This window comes from Stenotrophomonas sp. SMYL41 (assembly GCF_036319965.1).
GTDB lineage: Bacteria > Pseudomonadota > Gammaproteobacteria > Xanthomonadales > Xanthomonadaceae > Stenotrophomonas > Stenotrophomonas maltophilia_R.
The window spans coordinates 14,724-30,543 of record NZ_JAWIRX010000030.1 but is presented as its reverse complement, the minus strand read 5'-3'; the positions used below and the strand labels follow the sequence as shown (position 1 = coordinate 30,543).

Below are 15,820 nucleotides of genomic sequence, written 5' to 3'. Positions count from 1 at the left end.
TGTCAGCCGCATGGGCCCGAGGCATGCCTCGGGCGGGTTGGGCAGGACGCCCAACCCCGGTCTTGCCGTGTGCGCAGGACTGCGCACACGAGCAAGCGGCTGCCAAGCCTACAGGGACGGACTTGCGGCGTCCCCGCACTCCGGCACCGCCCCACCATCCCACGGAATACCCGCTGTTGCCGTTGCCGTTGCTGTTGCTCTGGCTCTGGCTTCGGCAGGTGCAGGGTGCAACCTTGCCGACCCAACCTAAGCTTCGACCGGGAAGTCCTCGATCGGCTTCAGCACATCGTAGTGCTCGCGATGCAGCTTGCCCTTCAGCTTCGGCAGCTCCGGCAACGGCGCATCCACCCGCGTGTCCGGTAGCCGGTCCAGCAGGTTGCGCACCAGGGTCAGTCGGCCCAGCCGCTGATCGTTGAAATCCACCAGCGTCCACGGCGCCGCCTCGCGATGCGTCGCGCGCAACATCGCCTCGCGGGCTTCAGTGTAGGCGCTGTATTTGCTGCGCGATTTCAGGTCGACCGGGGACAGCTTCCAGCCCTTCAATGGATCGAGATGACGCTCGGCGAAGCGCTTCTCCTGCTGCTCCTGGTCCACGCACAGCCAGTACTTGAACAGCAGGACGCCGTCATCCACCAGCAGCTGTTCGAACACGGGTGCCTGGCGCAGGAACTGCTGGTACTCGGTCTCGCTGCAGTAGCCCATCACCCGCTCGACGCCGGCGCGGTTGTACCAGCTGCGGTCCATCAGCACGATCTCGCCGGCGGCGGGAAGATGCGAGGCATAACGCTGGAAGTACCACTGCGTGGCTTCGCGGTCGGTCGGCTTGGGCAGCGCGACCACCCTGCATTGGCGCGGGTTGAGATGCTGGCTGATGGCCTGGATCGCGCCGCCCTTGCCGGCCGTATCCCGTCCTTCGAACAGTACCAGCAGGCGTTGCCCACTGTGCTGCACCCAGCGCGCCATCGCAGTCAGTTCCAGCTGAAGCGGCAGCATCAGTTCGTCGTAGTCCTTGCGCTTGAGCTTGGCCATCGTCACACCACGCGGGGAGGAAGCCCGAGCGTAACGCAGGGATCGCTCAGGGGGTGTTGATGCCCTGCCAGCCCTGTTCGCCAGCCAGCTGCTGCAGCAGCGCCGACAGGTCGCGGGCAAACCCGGCCATGTCGAACAGTCCACTGCGGTCGCGCGCCTGTGCCAGCTCGGCACGCAGCGCGGCCAGTGCCGCAGGGTCATTGCCCAGCGCGCTGGCGGCGGCGATGAACGCCGCGTCGTCGGCGACATTCATCCGTGCCAGCCCCAGATGGTGGTTGAGGCTGCCGGCCACGCGCGCGGCGAAGGTGTCGCCGGGGCAGGTCAGTACCGGGCAGCCGGCCCACAGCGCATCGGAGGCGGTGGTGTGCGCGTTGTAGGGGTGGGTGTCGAGGAACAGCTCGGCGTGCTGATACCGTGCCAGGTACTGCGGATGCGGCAGCTTGGCCATGAATACCAGGCGGGCTGGGTCCAGGCCGGTGGCCTGCGCGGCGCTGCGCAGGCGGGCGTCGGCCTGGCCGGGGCCGGACAGCAGCCACAGCACGCTGCCGGGCACCGCCTGCAGTACTGCGAAGGCACGGCCCATGCTGCGCGGATTGAGCTTGTAGCTGTTGTTGAAGCAGCAGAACACCACGCCGTGTTCGGGCAGCCCGCATTCGGCGCGGGACGGTGCCGGTTCCAGTACGCGGGTGTTGTCCGAGGGCTGGAAGGCACGTGGCAGGCGCAGGACGCTTTCGCTGAAGTGAGGTTCCAGCGATGCCGGCAGCACGAATCCATCGGCAACCACGGCATCCAGCCAGCGTGCGCCTGATGTGCCGGGGTAGGCCAGCCAGTTCAGCTGCAGCGGGGCCGGGCGCATCGCCAGCACCTCGGGCGTGCCGCCGCCGCCCCAGCCGCGCAGATCGAACAGCAGGTCGATACCCTGTGCACGGATGCGGGCCGCGATGTCGGCATGCCGCAGTGCAGATACATCATGCAGCCGGGTCGCGGCCTGCAGCCGTTCGCGGATGCGGCTGCCATCGGCGCGGTTCAACGCGAACAGGTGCAGCTGCAGCGCCGGGTCATGACGCAGGTGTTCGAGCAGGGCCACGGTCAGCAGCCCGGTGGGATGGGCGCCGAAGCCATTGGAGAGGAAGCCGACGCGCAACGGGCCGCGTGCGCGTACCTTCACTGCCGGCAGGGGCCGTACCGAGGCGGCGATCAGCGCGGCGCGCGCACGCGCGCAGGCCAGCTGCTCGGCAGCGCTGGCGTCTTCGCTGAGGAAGGCGAACGGCTCCACCGCGCCCTGGCCGGACGCGAGCGCGGTGCGTACCTGCGTGGCCAGCGCGTCCACGTCCTGCCAGTCGCACAGGCGACGCTGCCAGGCCAGGCGCTGGGCGGCGATGTAGGGTTCGTCCGGCATCAGTGCATGCGCGCGGCGATAGGCGGCCGCCGCGCCTTCGGCGTCATCGGCATCTTCCAGCGCATGGCCCAGCCACAGCGCGATGCCCGGGTGCTGCGGGGCCAGCGCCGAGGCCTGGCCGAGCAGCCTGGCCGCGTCGGCATGCGCGCCCGCCATCCAGGCCACGCGACCCAGCCGTGCCAGCGCTTCGGGATGGTTCGGGCGCAGCTGCAGCGCACGTCGTGCCGCCTGCTCGCCGGCGGCGATGTCGCCGGCTTCCAGTTCCAGGTCGGCCAGCATCACCCACGCGACGAAATCGCCGGGCTGGCGTGCGATCGCCTGCTGCAGGTGCTGCCGCTGCTGCCAGGCCGACATCGTGCTCAGCCCGCCGACAGCTGGGCCAGGGCGTCGACCTGGTGTTCGTGGCTGAGCCGCTGCAGCAGCGGGTCGAGGTCGCCGGCCAGGATGTTGGGCAGGTCGTACAGGGTCAGGCCTTCCACGCGGTGGTCGGTGATCCGGCCCTGCGGGAAGTTGTAGGTGCGGATGCGCTGGCTGCGGTCGCCGCTGCCGACCTGCAGGCGCCGCGATTCGGCCTGCGCGGCGTCCTGTCGCTGGCGCTCTGCATCGAGCAGCTGCGCTTTCAGGCGCTTCATCGCCTTGTCGCGGTTGGCGTGCTGGCTGCGCTCGGTCTGGCACTCCACCACTACGCCGGTCGGCACGTGGGTGATGCGGATCGCCGACTCGGTCTTGTTGACGTGCTGGCCGCCGGCACCGGACGAGCGGAACGTATCCACCTTCAGGTCGGCCGGGTTGATCACGATGTCATCCACTTCGTCGGCCTCGGGAATGATCGCCACCGTGGCCGCCGAGGTATGGATGCGGCCCTGCGACTCGGTGGCCGGCACGCGCTGCACGCGGTGCGTGCCCGATTCGAACTTCAGGCGCGAGAACGCCCCCCGGCCGACCACGCGCGCCACCACTTCCTTGTAGCCGCCATGCTCGCCGGGATTGTCCGATTCGATCTCGACCTTCCAGCCCTGGCGCTCGGCATAGCGGGCGTACATGCGGAACAGGTCGCCGGCGAAGATCGCGGCTTCGTCGCCGCCGGTGCCGGCGCGCACTTCCAGGAACAGGTTGCCTTCGTCGCGCGGGTCACGCGGCACCAGCAGCAGCGCCAGCTCCTGCTCCAGTTCCTGCAGGCGCACCTGCGCAGCGGCGATTTCCTCGTCGGCCAGTTCGCGCAGGTCGGGGTCGGCGCGCATGCCTTCGGCGGCGGCGAGGTCGGCCTTGGCGCGGGCCTCATCGGCCAGTGCAGTGGCGACCGGTTCAAGTTGGGCGAATTCGCGCGAAAGGTCGCGGAAACGGGTGTTGTCGGCGACCACATCGGGTTCGGCGAGCAGGCGTTCCAGTTCTTCGCGGCGCTCGGCCAGCGCTTCCAGCTTACGGCGCAGGGTCGGCGTCATCGGGTCTCACGGGTGGGTGGCGGTAACCCGGCGTGGCCGGGAACAGGCGCTCGGCGGCGCGGGTCAGGTCAGCATCGCCACTCAGCGCGGCGGCGCGCAGTGCGGCGGTCGGCGGATGCAGCAGTCGATTGGTCAGGCCATGGGCCAGCAGTTCCAGCACTTCGTCGGCTGGCTTGCCATTGGCCAGCTGCTGGCGCGCGCGTTCCAGCAACTCGGCGCGGGTAGCCTCGCCGAACGCGCGCAGCTGCCGCAGCGGTGCCTGGTGGGCGCTGGCCTGCTGGGTCTCGACGAAGCGCGATACCTGCAGGTCGATGATCGCCTCGGCCTCGGCGGCGGCCTCGCGGCGGCCACGGCGGTTGTCTTCCACCGCGCGTTCCAGGTCATCGACGGTGTAGAGGAAGGCATCGTTGAGCGTGCCGACTTCGGCCTCGATGTCGCGCGGCACGGCGAGGTCGAACAGCAGCATCGGCTTGTGCCGGCGCGCACGCAGGGCCTTGGACACCATCTCGCGGTGGATCACCGGCTCGCGCGCGGCGGTGGCCGAGAACACGACGTCGGCCTCGCCCAGGTGGCGGTCCAGTTCGGTCAGTGGCAGGGCTACGCCGCCATGACGACTGGCCAGCTCCTGCGCGTGCGCGAGGGTGCGGTTGGCGATCAGCAGTCGCCGCACCTTGCCCTCACTCAGGTGGCGTGCAGCCAGTTCGATGGTCTCGCCGGCACCGACCAGCAGCACGGTGGAATCGTCTAGGCGTGCGAAGGCGTTCTGCGCCAGGCGCACTGCAGCCGAGGCCACCGACACCGGGTTGGCACCGACCTGGGTATCGGTGCGTGCGCGCTTGGCCACCGAGAAGGTCTGCTGGAACAGGCGGTCCAGGCGCTGGCCGAGCAGGCCATGGTCGCGTGCGGTCGACCAGGCATCCTTCACCTGGCCGAGGATCTGCGGTTCGCCCAGCACCATCGAGTCCAGCCCGGTGGCGACCCGGAACAGGTGGCGCACGGCTTCGGCATCGGCGTGCTGGTACAGATAGCCCTGCAGGTCGCCGGCCTGGCTGTGCAGCCACTGGTCCAGCGCCTGTGCCGACTCGGCCACGGCGTACAGCTCGGTGCGGTTGCAGGTGGACAGCAGCACCGCCTCGGCGATCTGCGGGGTATCACGCAGCGAGCCCAGCGCACGCGGCAACGCCTCACCGGCGAAGGCCGCGCGCTCGCGCAGCTCCACCGGTGCGGTCTGGTGATTCAGTCCGAGCACCCACAGGGTCATTGTTCAGTTGCTTGCGATAAGCTGCTGGCCATTGGACGACATTTTAAGGCCCCGATGCCGACGATGCCCGCATTGATTCGCATCCCCAGTGTTCTGCTGCTGTCCCTGGCCTGCGGCCAGGCCCTGGCAGCGGTGCCGGCCAAGGCCCCCGTGCGGGCCGCGGCCACTGAGGAACTGGCGCTGGAACCGGTGATGGCCGGTGAATTCGCCCTGCAGGCCGGCAAGCTGGCCGAGGCCGCGCGCTGGTACCTGCAGGCCGCGCAGCAGACCGACGGCGACGCCGGCCTGGCCGAGCGCGCAACCCGTATTTCCATGCTTGCCAACGATGATGCCAGCGCCGCCAAGGGCCTGGCGCTGTGGCAACAGCGTGCCCCGCGCTCGTTGACCATGCGCAGCGCGGCCGGTGCGCTGGCCATGCGCCAGGGCGATGTGAAGGCCGCGCGCACCGAACTGCAGGCCCTGCTGGCCGACCCCGATGAGCGTGGCTGGAAGTTCGCCCTGGCCGCGCTGATCGGTGGTGGGCGCGACCCGGCGGTGCCGGCGCAGGTGCTCGGCGAGCTGGTCGATGCCAATGCCATTCCACCAAAGATCGAGGCTTGGCAGGAGTTCGGCCGCCTGGCCCTGCGCATGGACAAGCCCGAGCTGGCGCGGCGCATGATCGATGAAGTGGTCAAGCGCTTCCCGGAAGAACCGCGGGTGGCGCTGCTGCGTGCCAGCCAGTTGCAACAGGCGGGCGAGACCGACAAGGCATTGTCGCTGCTGCACGACGTCGAGCCGAAGACCCGGCAGGACCCCGAACTGCGCAATGCGGTGGCCATCGCCTACGACAGCCTGGGACAGCCCGCTGCGGCCGAGCGCGTTCTGGCGTTCGGCCCGCAGGACGTCCAGACCTGGGGCATGCGCGCCTCGTTGCTGGCCAAGCAGGGCGACAAGGCGGCGCTGTCGAACCTCTACAACGAACTGTCGCGGCAGGCCGCCAAGCCGGACCCGGCGCAGCGCCTGCTGCTGGGCAAGATCGCCGAGTACCTGAAGCGTTACCCCGAGGCGGTGCAGTGGTACCACAGCGTGCCCGGTGGCGATGAACTGAGCGAAGCGCGCCTGCGCGCGGCCAATGCCCAGGCCCTGGCCGGGCGCCTGCCGCTGGCGCTGGAGGAAGTGCACGCGATCCAGTCTGATGCGGTGGTCGATGACGATGTACGCCGCGACGCCTACCTGCTGGAGGCCGAGCTGCGCCAGCGCGGCGACGACAGTGCCGGCGAACTGGATGCATTGGCCCGCGGTCTGGCCGCCTACCCGGACGACAACGGCCTGCTGTACGCCCGCGCGCTCACCTGGGAGCGCCGCGACGACATCCCGCGCGCCGAGGCCGACCTGCGCAAGATCCTGGTGACCGACCCGGAGAACGTGCCGGCGCTGAACGCGCTGGGCTACACCCTGGCCGATCGCACCGGCCGCCTGCAGGAGGCGCTGGAGCTGATCGACCGCGCCCGCGTGGCCGAGCCGGACAACGCTGCCATCGTCGACAGCTATGGCTGGGTGCTGTATCGCCTGGGCCGCAAGGACGAAGCACTGGTGCAGCTGCGCCGGGCCTGGACCCTGGCCAAGGACCCGGAGATCGCCGCCCACGTCGGTGAAGTGCTGTGGGTGCTGGGCAAGCATGACGAGGCCCGCCACTTCTTCGACGAAGCGGCCAAGCTCGACCCTGAAAACCGCGCGCTGCTGCGCGCCCGCGAGAAATTCAATCCATGAGTGTTTCCCTGATCCGGCCGCTGCTGTTGGCGGCCGTGGCCCTGGCGGTCACCGCCTGTACCAGCGTGGGTACGCAGAAGACCGCGCCACCGGCGGTTGTCGAGACGGTCTCGGCCGAAGCGGCGCAGGCCGAGGCGGCGCGCGTAGCGGCCCTGCACGCACAGCCGGACTGGGCCTTCCAGGGCCGGGTGGCGGTCAGCAAGGGCAAGGACGGCGGCAGCGGTCGCATCGACTGGAAGCAGGACGGGCGCCGTTATGTGGTCGAACTGAGCGCGCCGGTGACCCGGCAGAGCTGGAAGCTGACCGGCGATACCCATTCCGAGGCCGGTCGCCTGGAAGGGCTGGCCGGCGGGCCGCGTGACGGCGAGGACGCCCAGCAGCTGCTGCTGGAAGCGACTGGCTGGGACATTCCGGTCAACCAGCTGCCGGAGTGGATCCGTGGCCTGGTGGCCGGCGATGCTGCCGGCCCCGAGACGGTCGAGCGCGACGGTGAAGGCCGGCCGCGTCGCATGCAGCAGATGGGCTGGCAGGTGCAGTACCTGGACTGGTACCCCGCCGAAGCCGGCCGGCCGGCGCTGCCGCGCCGGATCGAGGCCAGCACTGGCGACGCCAAGGTGCGCCTGCTGGTGGACCAGTGGGGGCAGGGCAGTCCATGAGCGGGGCAGTCGACGACGCGGGCTGGTCCTGGTGGCCGGCCCCGGCCAAGCTGAACCTGTTCCTGCACATCACTGGCCGCCGGGCCGACGGCTATCACGAGCTGCAGACCGTGTTCCGCCTGTTGGACTGGGGGGACCGCATCGGCCTGCGCCTGCGTGAAGACGGTCAGGTGCGCCGGCAGGGCGAGGGCCTGGCCGGCGTAGCCGAGGCAGACGATCTGGCGGTACGGGCGGCCCGCCTGCTGAAGGAAGTGGCGAATGTCACGCAAGGTGCGGACATCATCGTTGAAAAGCATGTTCCCGCCGGTGGTGGCTTCGGTGGCGGTTCGTCCGATGCGGCCACCGTGCTGGTGGTGCTGAACCGGCTGTGGCAGGCCGGCCTGGATGAGGATGCCCTGGCGGCGCTGGGCCTGCGCCTGGGCGCCGACGTGCCGGTGTTCGTGCGTGGCCGCAATGCCTGGGCCGAAGGGGTGGGCGAGCAGCTGCAGCCGATCGTGCTGGAACCGGCCTGGTATGTGGTGGTTGAACCGGGTGTTCATGTTCCCACGCCGGCCCTGTTTGCAGACCCGGATTTGACGCGCGACAGCCCAGTGGCGAAAATAGAGGACTTCGCTTCCGGGACCCTGGTCGGGAACGCGTTCGAACCGGTGCTGCGCCGCCGTGAGCCTGCCGTCGAGGCGGCGCTTGCTGCGTTGAGCGACATCGGCGCGGCGCGGCTGACCGGTTCGGGAAGTGGTTGTTTCGTCGAATTCGCGTCGCAGTCTGCTGCAGAGCAGGGACGGTCGAAATTGCCGAAGGAGTTGCGGGCAAGGGTGGCAGCGGGCGTTGCGCGTTCGCCACTGCTGGATGCACTCGAGCAACACTGATTCATCAATGCAGGGGCGTCGCCAAGAGGCCCAAGGCACCAGGTTTTGATCCTGGCATTCGTAGGTTCGAATCCTACCGCCCCTGCCAATAGCGGCTGTGTCCGCGCCTTCCCAGCGCATCGCCCGCGCGGGACGTGGAAACAACCGCGGTGTTGTCAGCAGCAAGGGTCCATCAGGGTCCTTGCCGACTCCGGATCCCCGCCACTCGTCCCCGCCCGAGACAATCATGATGCAAGAGTCCCCGAACCTGCTGGTCTTTTCCGGCAACGCCAACAAACGTCTGGCGCAGAACATCTGCAAGGAACTGGGGGTTCGCCCGGGCAAGGCGCTGGTCTCGCACTTCTCCGATGGTGAAGTGCAGGTGGAAATCGAAGAGAACGTCCGCAAGCAGGACGTATTCGTGATCCAGCCGACCTGTGCGCCGAGCGCGGAAAACCTGATGGAACTGCTGGTGCTGATCGACGCGCTCAAGCGCGCATCGGTGGCCAGCGTGACCGCCGTGGTGCCGTACTTCGGCTACTCGCGCCAGGACCGCCGCATGCGTTCCTCGCGCGTGCCGATCACCGCCAAGCTGGCGGCGAAGATGTTCAGCACCGCTGGCGCTGATCGCGTGCTGACCGTCGACCTGCACGCCGACCAGATCCAGGGCTTCTTCGACATTCCGGTGGACAACGTGTATGCGTCCCCGCTGCTGCTGGCCGACATCTGGCGCGCCTACGGCACCGAGAACCTGATCGTCGTCTCGCCGGACGTGGGCGGCGTGGTCCGCGCCCGTGCGGTGGCCAAGCGCCTGGATGACGCCGACCTGGCGATCATCGACAAGCGCCGCCCGCGCGCCAACGTCTCCACCGTGATGAACATCATCGGTGACGTCGAAGGCAAGACCTGCGTGATGGTCGATGACATCGTCGATACCGCCGGCACCCTGTGCGCCGCTGCCGCTGCCCTCAAGGCGCGCGGTGCGCTCAAGGTCGCCGCCTACTGCACCCACGCGGTGCTGTCGGGCCCGGCGGTGGACAACATCACCAATTCCCAGCTCGACGAGCTGGTGGTGACCGACACCATCCCGCTGAAGGACGCGGCGCGGGTGTGCAGCAAGATCCGCCAGCTGAGCGTGGCGGAAATGCTGGCCGAAACGATGCGCCGCATCGCCTTCGGCGAGTCGGTCAGTTCGCTGTACGTCGACTGAGTTTTTCGCCCCTGCCGGCAACGGCGGAGGCATACCCCGGGTGCTTCTGGTCGCGGAAGCACCTCCAACCGCCACGCCGCAAGGCGAGGCAACAACCTGAGTAGTTGAAAATGTCGAAGACCCATGAAATCAAGGTCACCAAGCGTGAACTGCAGCGTAAGGGTGCGAGCCGCCGCCTGCGTCACGCCGGTGTGATCCCGGCCATCGTGTACGGCGGCAACGCCGAGCCGGTCGCCATCAGCCTGGACCACAACGAGATCTGGCTGGCCCAGCAGAACGAGTGGTTCTATGCCTCGATCCTGGACCTGAACCTGGACGGCCAGGTGCAGAAGGTCCTGCTGCGTGACATGCAGCGCCACCCGTACAAGCAGCTGATCATGCACCTGGACTTCCAGCGCGTGAACGAGAACGAAGCCCTGACCGCTTCGGTCCCGCTGCACTTCGTCAACGAAGACACCTCGCCGGCCGGCAAGGCTGCCGACGTCGTGGTCACCCACGAACTGAAGGAAGTGACCATCACCTGCCTGCCGAAGGACCTGCCGGAGTCGATCGAAGTCGACCTGGGCGAGCTGAAGGCTGGTGACGTGGTGTACCTGTCCAACATCAAGCTGCCGAAGGGCGTGGAGATCCCGGCCCTGGCGCTGGGCAAGGACCACGACGACGCCATCGTCACCGCCAAGGCCGGCAAGGCCGACGCGGCTGACGAAGAAGTGGCTGCTGCCGAGTAATACCCAAGCGGCGCCTGCCTCCGGGCAGGCGCCGTGCTGGAAGGAACCATGGCAGGATTGCGACTGATCGTCGGTCTGGGCAACCCCGGATCGGAACACGCCCGGACCCGGCACAATGCCGGGTTTCATTTCGTTGAGGCCCTGGCTGAAAAAGCCGGTGCGCGATGGAACGTGGACAGCAAGCTGTTCGGTGAGACCGCCAAGGTCGAGATCGCCGGGCAGACGGTGTGGCTGCTCAAGCCCGCCACCTTCATGAACCTCAGCGGCAAGTCGGTCACCGCCGCGCAGCGGTTCTGGAAGATCGAGCCGGAAGAGACCCTGCTGGCCCACGACGAACTGGACCTGGCGCCCGGCGTTGCACGGCTGAAGTTCGACGGTGGCCACGGCGGCCAGAACGGCCTGCGCGATACCATCCGCCTGCTCGGTCATGGCAAGTTCCACCGCCTGCGCGTGGGCATCGGCCACCCCGGCCACAAGGACCGCGTGGTGGGCTGGGTGCTGGGGCGCCCTTCCAAGGACGATGAAGTACTGATTTCGCGCGCCATCGACGATGCCATCGACGTGCTGCCGCTGGCAGTGCAGGGCGATTTCAGCGAAGCAATGAAGCGGCTTCATACCCCGAAGTAATTTGCCCGGTAGGTACCGACCGTTGGTCGGTACGGAGAATGATTGGAAAAGCAGCGCCCATGTCGCTGCTTCCCCAATCACTTTCACCCCAGAGAGCTGTCACCCATGGGTATCAAATGCGGCATCGTCGGCCTGCCCAACGTCGGCAAGTCGACCCTGTTCAACGCGCTGACCAAGGCGGGTATCGCCGCGGCGAACTTCCCGTTCTGCACCATCGAACCGAACGTCGGCATCGTGCCGGTGCCGGATCCGCGCCTGAACGAGCTGGCAGCGATCATCAACCCGCAGAAGGTCATCCCGACCGCGGTCGAGTTCGTCGACATTGCCGGCCTGGTGGCTGGCGCCGCCAGCGGTGAGGGCCTGGGCAACAAGTTCCTGGCGCACATCCGCGAAGTCGATGCGATCACCCACGTGGTGCGCTGCTTCGAGCACGGTGACATCGTGCACGTGGCCGGCAAGGTCGATCCGATTTCGGACATCGAAACCATCGACACCGAGCTGGCGCTGGCCGACCTGGACAGCGTCGAGAAGGCGCTGAACCGCGCCGAGCGTGCGGCCAAGGGTGGTGACAAGGATGCAGCGGCGCGCAAGCCGGTGCTGGCCAAGCTGCAGGCCGCACTGTCGGATGGCAAGGCCGGCCGCTCGGTGGGCCTGGACGAGGAAGAGAAGGCGCTGGTGCGCGACCTGTTCCTGCTGACCCTGAAGCCGGTGATGTACATCGCCAACGTGCTTGAGGACGGTTTCGAGAACAACCCGCACCTGGAAGCCGTGCGTGCGCATGCTGCCGCCGAAGGCGCGCAGGTGGTGCCGGTGTCGGCCGCGATCGAAGAAGAGCTGTCGCAGCTTGACGACGAAGACCGCGATACCTTCCTGGCCGACCTGGGCCTGAGCGAGCCGGGCCTGAACCGCGTGATCAACGCGGCCTACAGCCTGCTCGGCCTGCAGACCTACTTCACCGCTGGCGTGAAGGAGGTCCGCGCGTGGACCGTGCGCAGGGGCGCCACCGCCCCGCAGGCCGCCGCGGTCATCCACACCGATTTCGAGAAGGGCTTCATCCGCGCCGAAACCATCGCGTATGACGACTTCATCAAGTACAAGGGCGAAGCCGGCGCCAAGGAAGCCGGTCGCCTGCGCCTGGAAGGCAAGGAATACCGCGTGCAGGAAGGCGACATCCTGCACTTCCGCTTCAACGTCTGATCCAGCGGCATTGGATCGACCCCGGACGCCCCGCCCTGTGCGGGGCGTTCGCGTTTCCGGTGATGAACAAAAAACCACCACAGTGCGAAACGCTTGCGGTGTGATGTTCGCCGGTACTTGTCCACAGCAAACTCCCATCGCTTTCCACGGCGGATGTGGAAAACCGCGCCCGCCTCTGTAGAACCGAGCCCATGCTCGGCCTTACACGGCTTTCCCGTGCAGCATGGACAATTTTTCACCATGCTTCGAAACGCCTGCGTGGCAACACTCCCACCCACTTGTCCACATCAAATCCCAACCACTCTCCACGAGGGGTGTGGAAAACCGCGAAGGGGCATGGACAAAAAACAGCCACATCCTGAAACGCTTGCTACGTGCGGTTCGCAGGCACTTGTCCACACCAAACCCCCATCGCTTTCCACGCCGCATGTGGAAAAAGTGCCCGGCACTCCCTTGCCGGGCACGTCCCGCATCACCAGTTGTACGACACGCCCAGCTGGGCGCCGACATCGCGGAAGCCCATGCCGCCGCTCTGCCGGCTCAGTTCACCCCAGCCGCGCCAGCCGCCGGACAGATCCACCTGCACGCCGGCCTTGGCTTCATAGATGTCGCGCGGCAGCTGCCGCTGCAGCCGCTCGCCGTCCATTGCCAGGCCCGCGCCATTGCCGCCGGACCACCAGTTCACCGCCACGTACGGGTGCACCTGGCCTTGCGCCGCGCTCAACCCACGGCTGTACAGGCGCAGGCCGAGGCGGGTGCTGGTCTCGCCGCCACCGTGGTCTTCGACCACCGTGCCGTTGGCCTCGACCACGCGGTCGCTGTCATAGCGGCTGTGCACCACCTGCAGCTGCGGTTCCAGGTAGATGCCGCGCTGCGCGGTGCGCCGCAGAGGCAGCACATAGCCGGCCTCGGCCGATGCACTCCAGTTGCGGGCGTCATAGCGCTCCTTCTGCAGGCCTTCGCCCTGCACGCTGTTGCGGAAGCGGCCGTACTGCAGCCAACCATCCACATAGGCACCGCCTTCCATGCGCGCATCCTGCAGCCAGGTCGCATAGGCGCCCACGCTGGTGCCAGTGACCACGCCACGCGCGGTGTAGCCGGTCACCTGCGAGCGGCTGTCATTGCGCGCGCGGCCATGGCCGAGCATCGCACCGGCCTGCAGTTCGCCCGTGCCACCCACCTCGAAGCGGCGTCCGGCGCCGACCAGCACGCTGCTGATCTGGCCATCGACCTGGACCTGGCGGTTGCGGTCATGGCTGTCGGGCTGCGCGCTGCGAAGGTGCATCCAGGCCACGGCGTCACGGCTGGCGCCGGCCAGGGCGGCGGGATCACCGGCGCGGTCGTGCAGGCTGTGCCGGAACATGCCCAGCGCGGCGCTGCGGTTGGCCAGGTAGGCCGCCGGTTCCGGGCGTTCCACCTGCGGGCGCGGCGGATCGATCGGCGGCTCCGGCGGCAACGGCGGGTCGACCGGCGGTTCCGGCGGCTGTGGCGGGTCGATCGGGGGATCCGGCGGCTGCGGCGGGTCGATCGGGGGATCCGGCGGTTCCGGCGGATCGACCGGCGGCACGTATTCCGAGCGCAGGTACCAGTTGCCATCATCCGGGGTCGACACACCGCCCTTGAACAGGAAGTAGTCGTAGGCACCGGCGACCGCGCGCCCCTGCAGGCTGAACTGTGCATCCGACTGGCCGGCCACGGTGATCAGGCGGATGCCTTCCTGGGTCAGCGCACCGGTGCCGCCGGCATTGCGCACGCTCACGCTGGCCGTGCCGCTGCTGTTGCCGTTGATCACCAGCTGGTCGCCCAGCGAAGTGTCGTCGCCCAGCGCGCGGTTGAAGTTCCACTGGCCACCATTGCCCACGTAGTCGCCGCTGACGGTGACGGTCTTGAAGCCGTCTGCCGCCGGCGCATCGAAGGCGATGGTGCCGGCGTGTTCGAGCGTGCCGACGCTGGAACTGGCACGTACGTTCCACTGGCTGCTGCCATCCAGCGCCAGCTGTGCGACCTGGTAGCCGGAGTCGTTGCGCAGGGCACCGCTGAAGGTGGTGCCGTTGCCCAGCAGCATGTGTACGTCGGCCGTGGCGCTGTCGACCACCACGTCACCGCGCAGCGTGCTGGCGTCGGCACTGAAGTCGATGCGGCTGGTCGCCACGCTGCTGCCGTCGGTGAATACGTGTCGCTGACCCGCAGCAGCCGGCCGCTGCCGTCGCCCGCAGTCACATCGCTGCCATTGACGGTCAACGCGTGGTTGCTGCCCTGCAGCCAGAACGCGGCGCCACTGGCGGTCTCGATGTGGCTGTCGTTGAGGGTGGCGCGGTTCCAGTACGGGCCGAACGCGGTCAGGTAGGAGCGATAGCCGCCGCTGTTGCTGCCGGTCATGCGGATGTCCAGGCGGTCGGCCTGGGTCAGCCGCGCCGTGTTCATGTGCACGATGCCAAACACATTCTCGCCGTCGCTGCGGATCGCAACGTTGTCGAGCAGCGCGGTGGCGGTGGAGCCGCCGATGAACACGCCGCCGCCGCCGTTGCCGCGCACGTCGATCACGCTGCCGTTGGCTTCGATGCGGCTGGCGGTGCTGCCGGTGGATCCGGTCACGCGCACGCCGTAGGTCGCATCACCGTGCGTGGTGATCCGGCCACCCTGCACGGTGGCGACGCCGCCGGCGATCTCCACGCCGTAGCCATGGGTGTCGGTCCAGGTATCAATGGTGCTGTTGGTCAGCTGCAGGCGCGACTCGTCGCTGGCCAGCCAGAATCCGGAAAAGCCTTCGCGCACATCGAACGCCGCATCGCGGGCGGTCAGCTGGCCCCAGTTGTTGATGTTCACGCCATAGCCGCCAACGGTGTAGAAGCTGCCGCCGTTGATCACCGCGCTGGAATAGGTCTTGCTGATGCTGCTGCCGAGCAGGCGCATGCTGCCACCCACCGAGTGCGCTTTCACGTTCTCCAGCAGCACGCTGCCGCCGCTGTCGATATCGAACCAGCCGCCATCCAGGTAGGTGTCGTACAACTCGGCGCGGCTGCCCACGCCATCGACGGCGACGCCGGCGAGGATGCCGCCGGGAGCCAGGGTGATCCGGCTGTTGCGGATCGTCAGCAGGCCGGCGCTTTCGGCGCGCAGGCGTGCGCCACTGTCGGCGCTCATCTGCAGGGTGTCCAGGTGAACCTCACTGCCGTTGCCGGAGGCGCCGACCAGGGTGCCGACGCCGCCGGTCATCGCAATGCGGCCTCCGGTGTAGCGGATCACGCCACCGTTGGACGCCTGCACGCTGCCATAGCCGCTGCCGTTGCGGGTGGTCTCGATGTCGACATCGCGTGCGTCGATCACGCTGCCGGCACCGTTGGCATACAGCGCATAGAAGCCCGTGCCGGTCGCCGGTGCGATCGACAGCGTTGCACCGCGCAGCTGCACCTGGCCGCCGCTGGCGGCGGACACGCCGCTGCCATTGCCGGTCACGTGGATGTGGCTGCCGTCGATCAGCGCAGTGCTGCCGGTACCGGTGACCGTGAGTGCAAAGCTGCCCGCGCTGTGGTTGAGGACATCGTCGGCACCCATCTGCAGGCTGTCACCGTCGTCGACCAGCAGCGGGCCGGTGAGGTCTGCGGCATGCGCCGGCAGGGCTGCCCACAGGGCAGTAGCCAGCAGGCTGGGAATGAGGGGCACACGCGGCGCGCGCG

The 15,820-nt window shown here is 68.2% G+C and carries 12 protein-coding genes and 1 tRNA gene; 8 read left to right on the top strand and 5 right to left on the bottom strand.

Annotated features, from left to right (window positions below):
* Positions 1–246 precede the first annotated feature (246 nt).
* Genes ppk2 through hemA form a run of 4 tightly spaced genes read right to left on the bottom strand, consistent with a single transcriptional unit; the run spans position 247 to position 5,131 of the window.
* Entirely contained in the window at positions 247–1,029 is a 783-nt protein-coding gene (gene ppk2, locus V3B30_RS22240) for a polyphosphate kinase 2 (RefSeq protein WP_100471373.1), read from the bottom strand.
* A gap of 46 nt (positions 1,030–1,075) precedes the next feature.
* Positions 1,076–2,782 carry a tetratricopeptide repeat protein gene (locus V3B30_RS22235; protein WP_262083277.1) on the bottom strand — a complete coding sequence of 569 codons (1,707 nt, stop codon included), beginning with the start codon at positions 2,780–2,782 and terminating at the stop codon, positions 1,076–1,078.
* 5 nt (positions 2,783–2,787) lie between these two features.
* Complete coding sequence (gene prfA / locus V3B30_RS22230; protein WP_262083276.1) at positions 2,788–3,870, bottom strand: peptide chain release factor 1; 1,083 nt, start codon at positions 3,868–3,870, stop codon at positions 2,788–2,790.
* Positions 3,848–5,131 carry a glutamyl-tRNA reductase gene (gene hemA / locus V3B30_RS22225; RefSeq protein ID WP_100471375.1) on the bottom strand — a complete coding sequence of 428 codons (1,284 nt, stop codon included), beginning with the start codon at positions 5,129–5,131 and terminating at the stop codon, positions 3,848–3,850. Before hemA ends, prfA begins: the two co-directional genes overlap by 23 nt.
* A 63-nt stretch (positions 5,132–5,194) precedes the next feature.
* Between hemA and V3B30_RS22220 the strand changes: the two genes are divergently transcribed.
* From V3B30_RS22220 to ychF, 8 genes are all read left to right on the top strand, one after another.
* On the top strand, positions 5,195–6,880 hold the full coding sequence (locus tag V3B30_RS22220) for a tetratricopeptide repeat protein (protein ID WP_262083275.1): 1,686 nt from the start codon (positions 5,195–5,197) through the stop codon (positions 6,878–6,880).
* Positions 6,877–7,536 (top strand): lipoprotein insertase outer membrane protein LolB, encoded by a 660-nt coding sequence (lolB, locus tag V3B30_RS22215; RefSeq protein WP_262083274.1) that lies wholly within the window; start codon positions 6,877–6,879, stop codon positions 7,534–7,536. Before V3B30_RS22220 ends, lolB begins: the two co-directional genes overlap by 4 nt.
* Positions 7,533–8,402: a 4-(cytidine 5'-diphospho)-2-C-methyl-D-erythritol kinase gene (gene ispE / locus V3B30_RS22210; RefSeq protein ID WP_100471378.1), complete on the top strand. Its 870-nt coding sequence runs from the start codon at positions 7,533–7,535 to the stop codon at positions 8,400–8,402. The genes lolB and ispE overlap by 4 nt, the downstream gene beginning before the upstream one ends.
* Positions 8,403–8,413: 11 nt before the next feature.
* Positions 8,414–8,490 (top strand) — tRNA-Gln (locus V3B30_RS22205).
* Between the two features lie 141 nt (positions 8,491–8,631).
* Positions 8,632–9,591 carry a ribose-phosphate diphosphokinase gene (locus tag V3B30_RS22200; RefSeq protein ID WP_005415400.1) on the top strand — a complete coding sequence of 320 codons (960 nt, stop codon included), beginning with the start codon at positions 8,632–8,634 and terminating at the stop codon, positions 9,589–9,591.
* A 110-nt stretch (positions 9,592–9,701) separates the two neighbouring features.
* The gene (locus V3B30_RS22195; RefSeq protein ID WP_100471379.1) at positions 9,702–10,319 is read left to right on the top strand and encodes a 50S ribosomal protein L25/general stress protein Ctc; all 618 of its coding nucleotides are present in this window, start codon (positions 9,702–9,704) and stop codon (positions 10,317–10,319) included.
* A gap of 48 nt (positions 10,320–10,367) precedes the next feature.
* Complete coding sequence (pth, locus tag V3B30_RS22190; protein ID WP_004144977.1) at positions 10,368–10,946, top strand: aminoacyl-tRNA hydrolase; 579 nt, start codon at positions 10,368–10,370, stop codon at positions 10,944–10,946.
* A 105-nt stretch (positions 10,947–11,051) separates the two neighbouring features.
* Complete coding sequence (gene ychF / locus V3B30_RS22185; protein WP_262083273.1) at positions 11,052–12,143, top strand: redox-regulated ATPase YchF; 1,092 nt, start codon at positions 11,052–11,054, stop codon at positions 12,141–12,143.
* Between the two features lie 472 nt (positions 12,144–12,615).
* Here ychF and V3B30_RS22180 read toward each other — a convergent pair whose 3' ends face one another.
* Positions 12,616–14,208, bottom strand: a complete 1,593-nt coding sequence (locus tag V3B30_RS22180) for an autotransporter outer membrane beta-barrel domain-containing protein (RefSeq protein WP_329809778.1) — start codon at positions 14,206–14,208, stop codon at positions 12,616–12,618.
* Positions 14,209–15,820 lie beyond the last annotated feature (1,612 nt).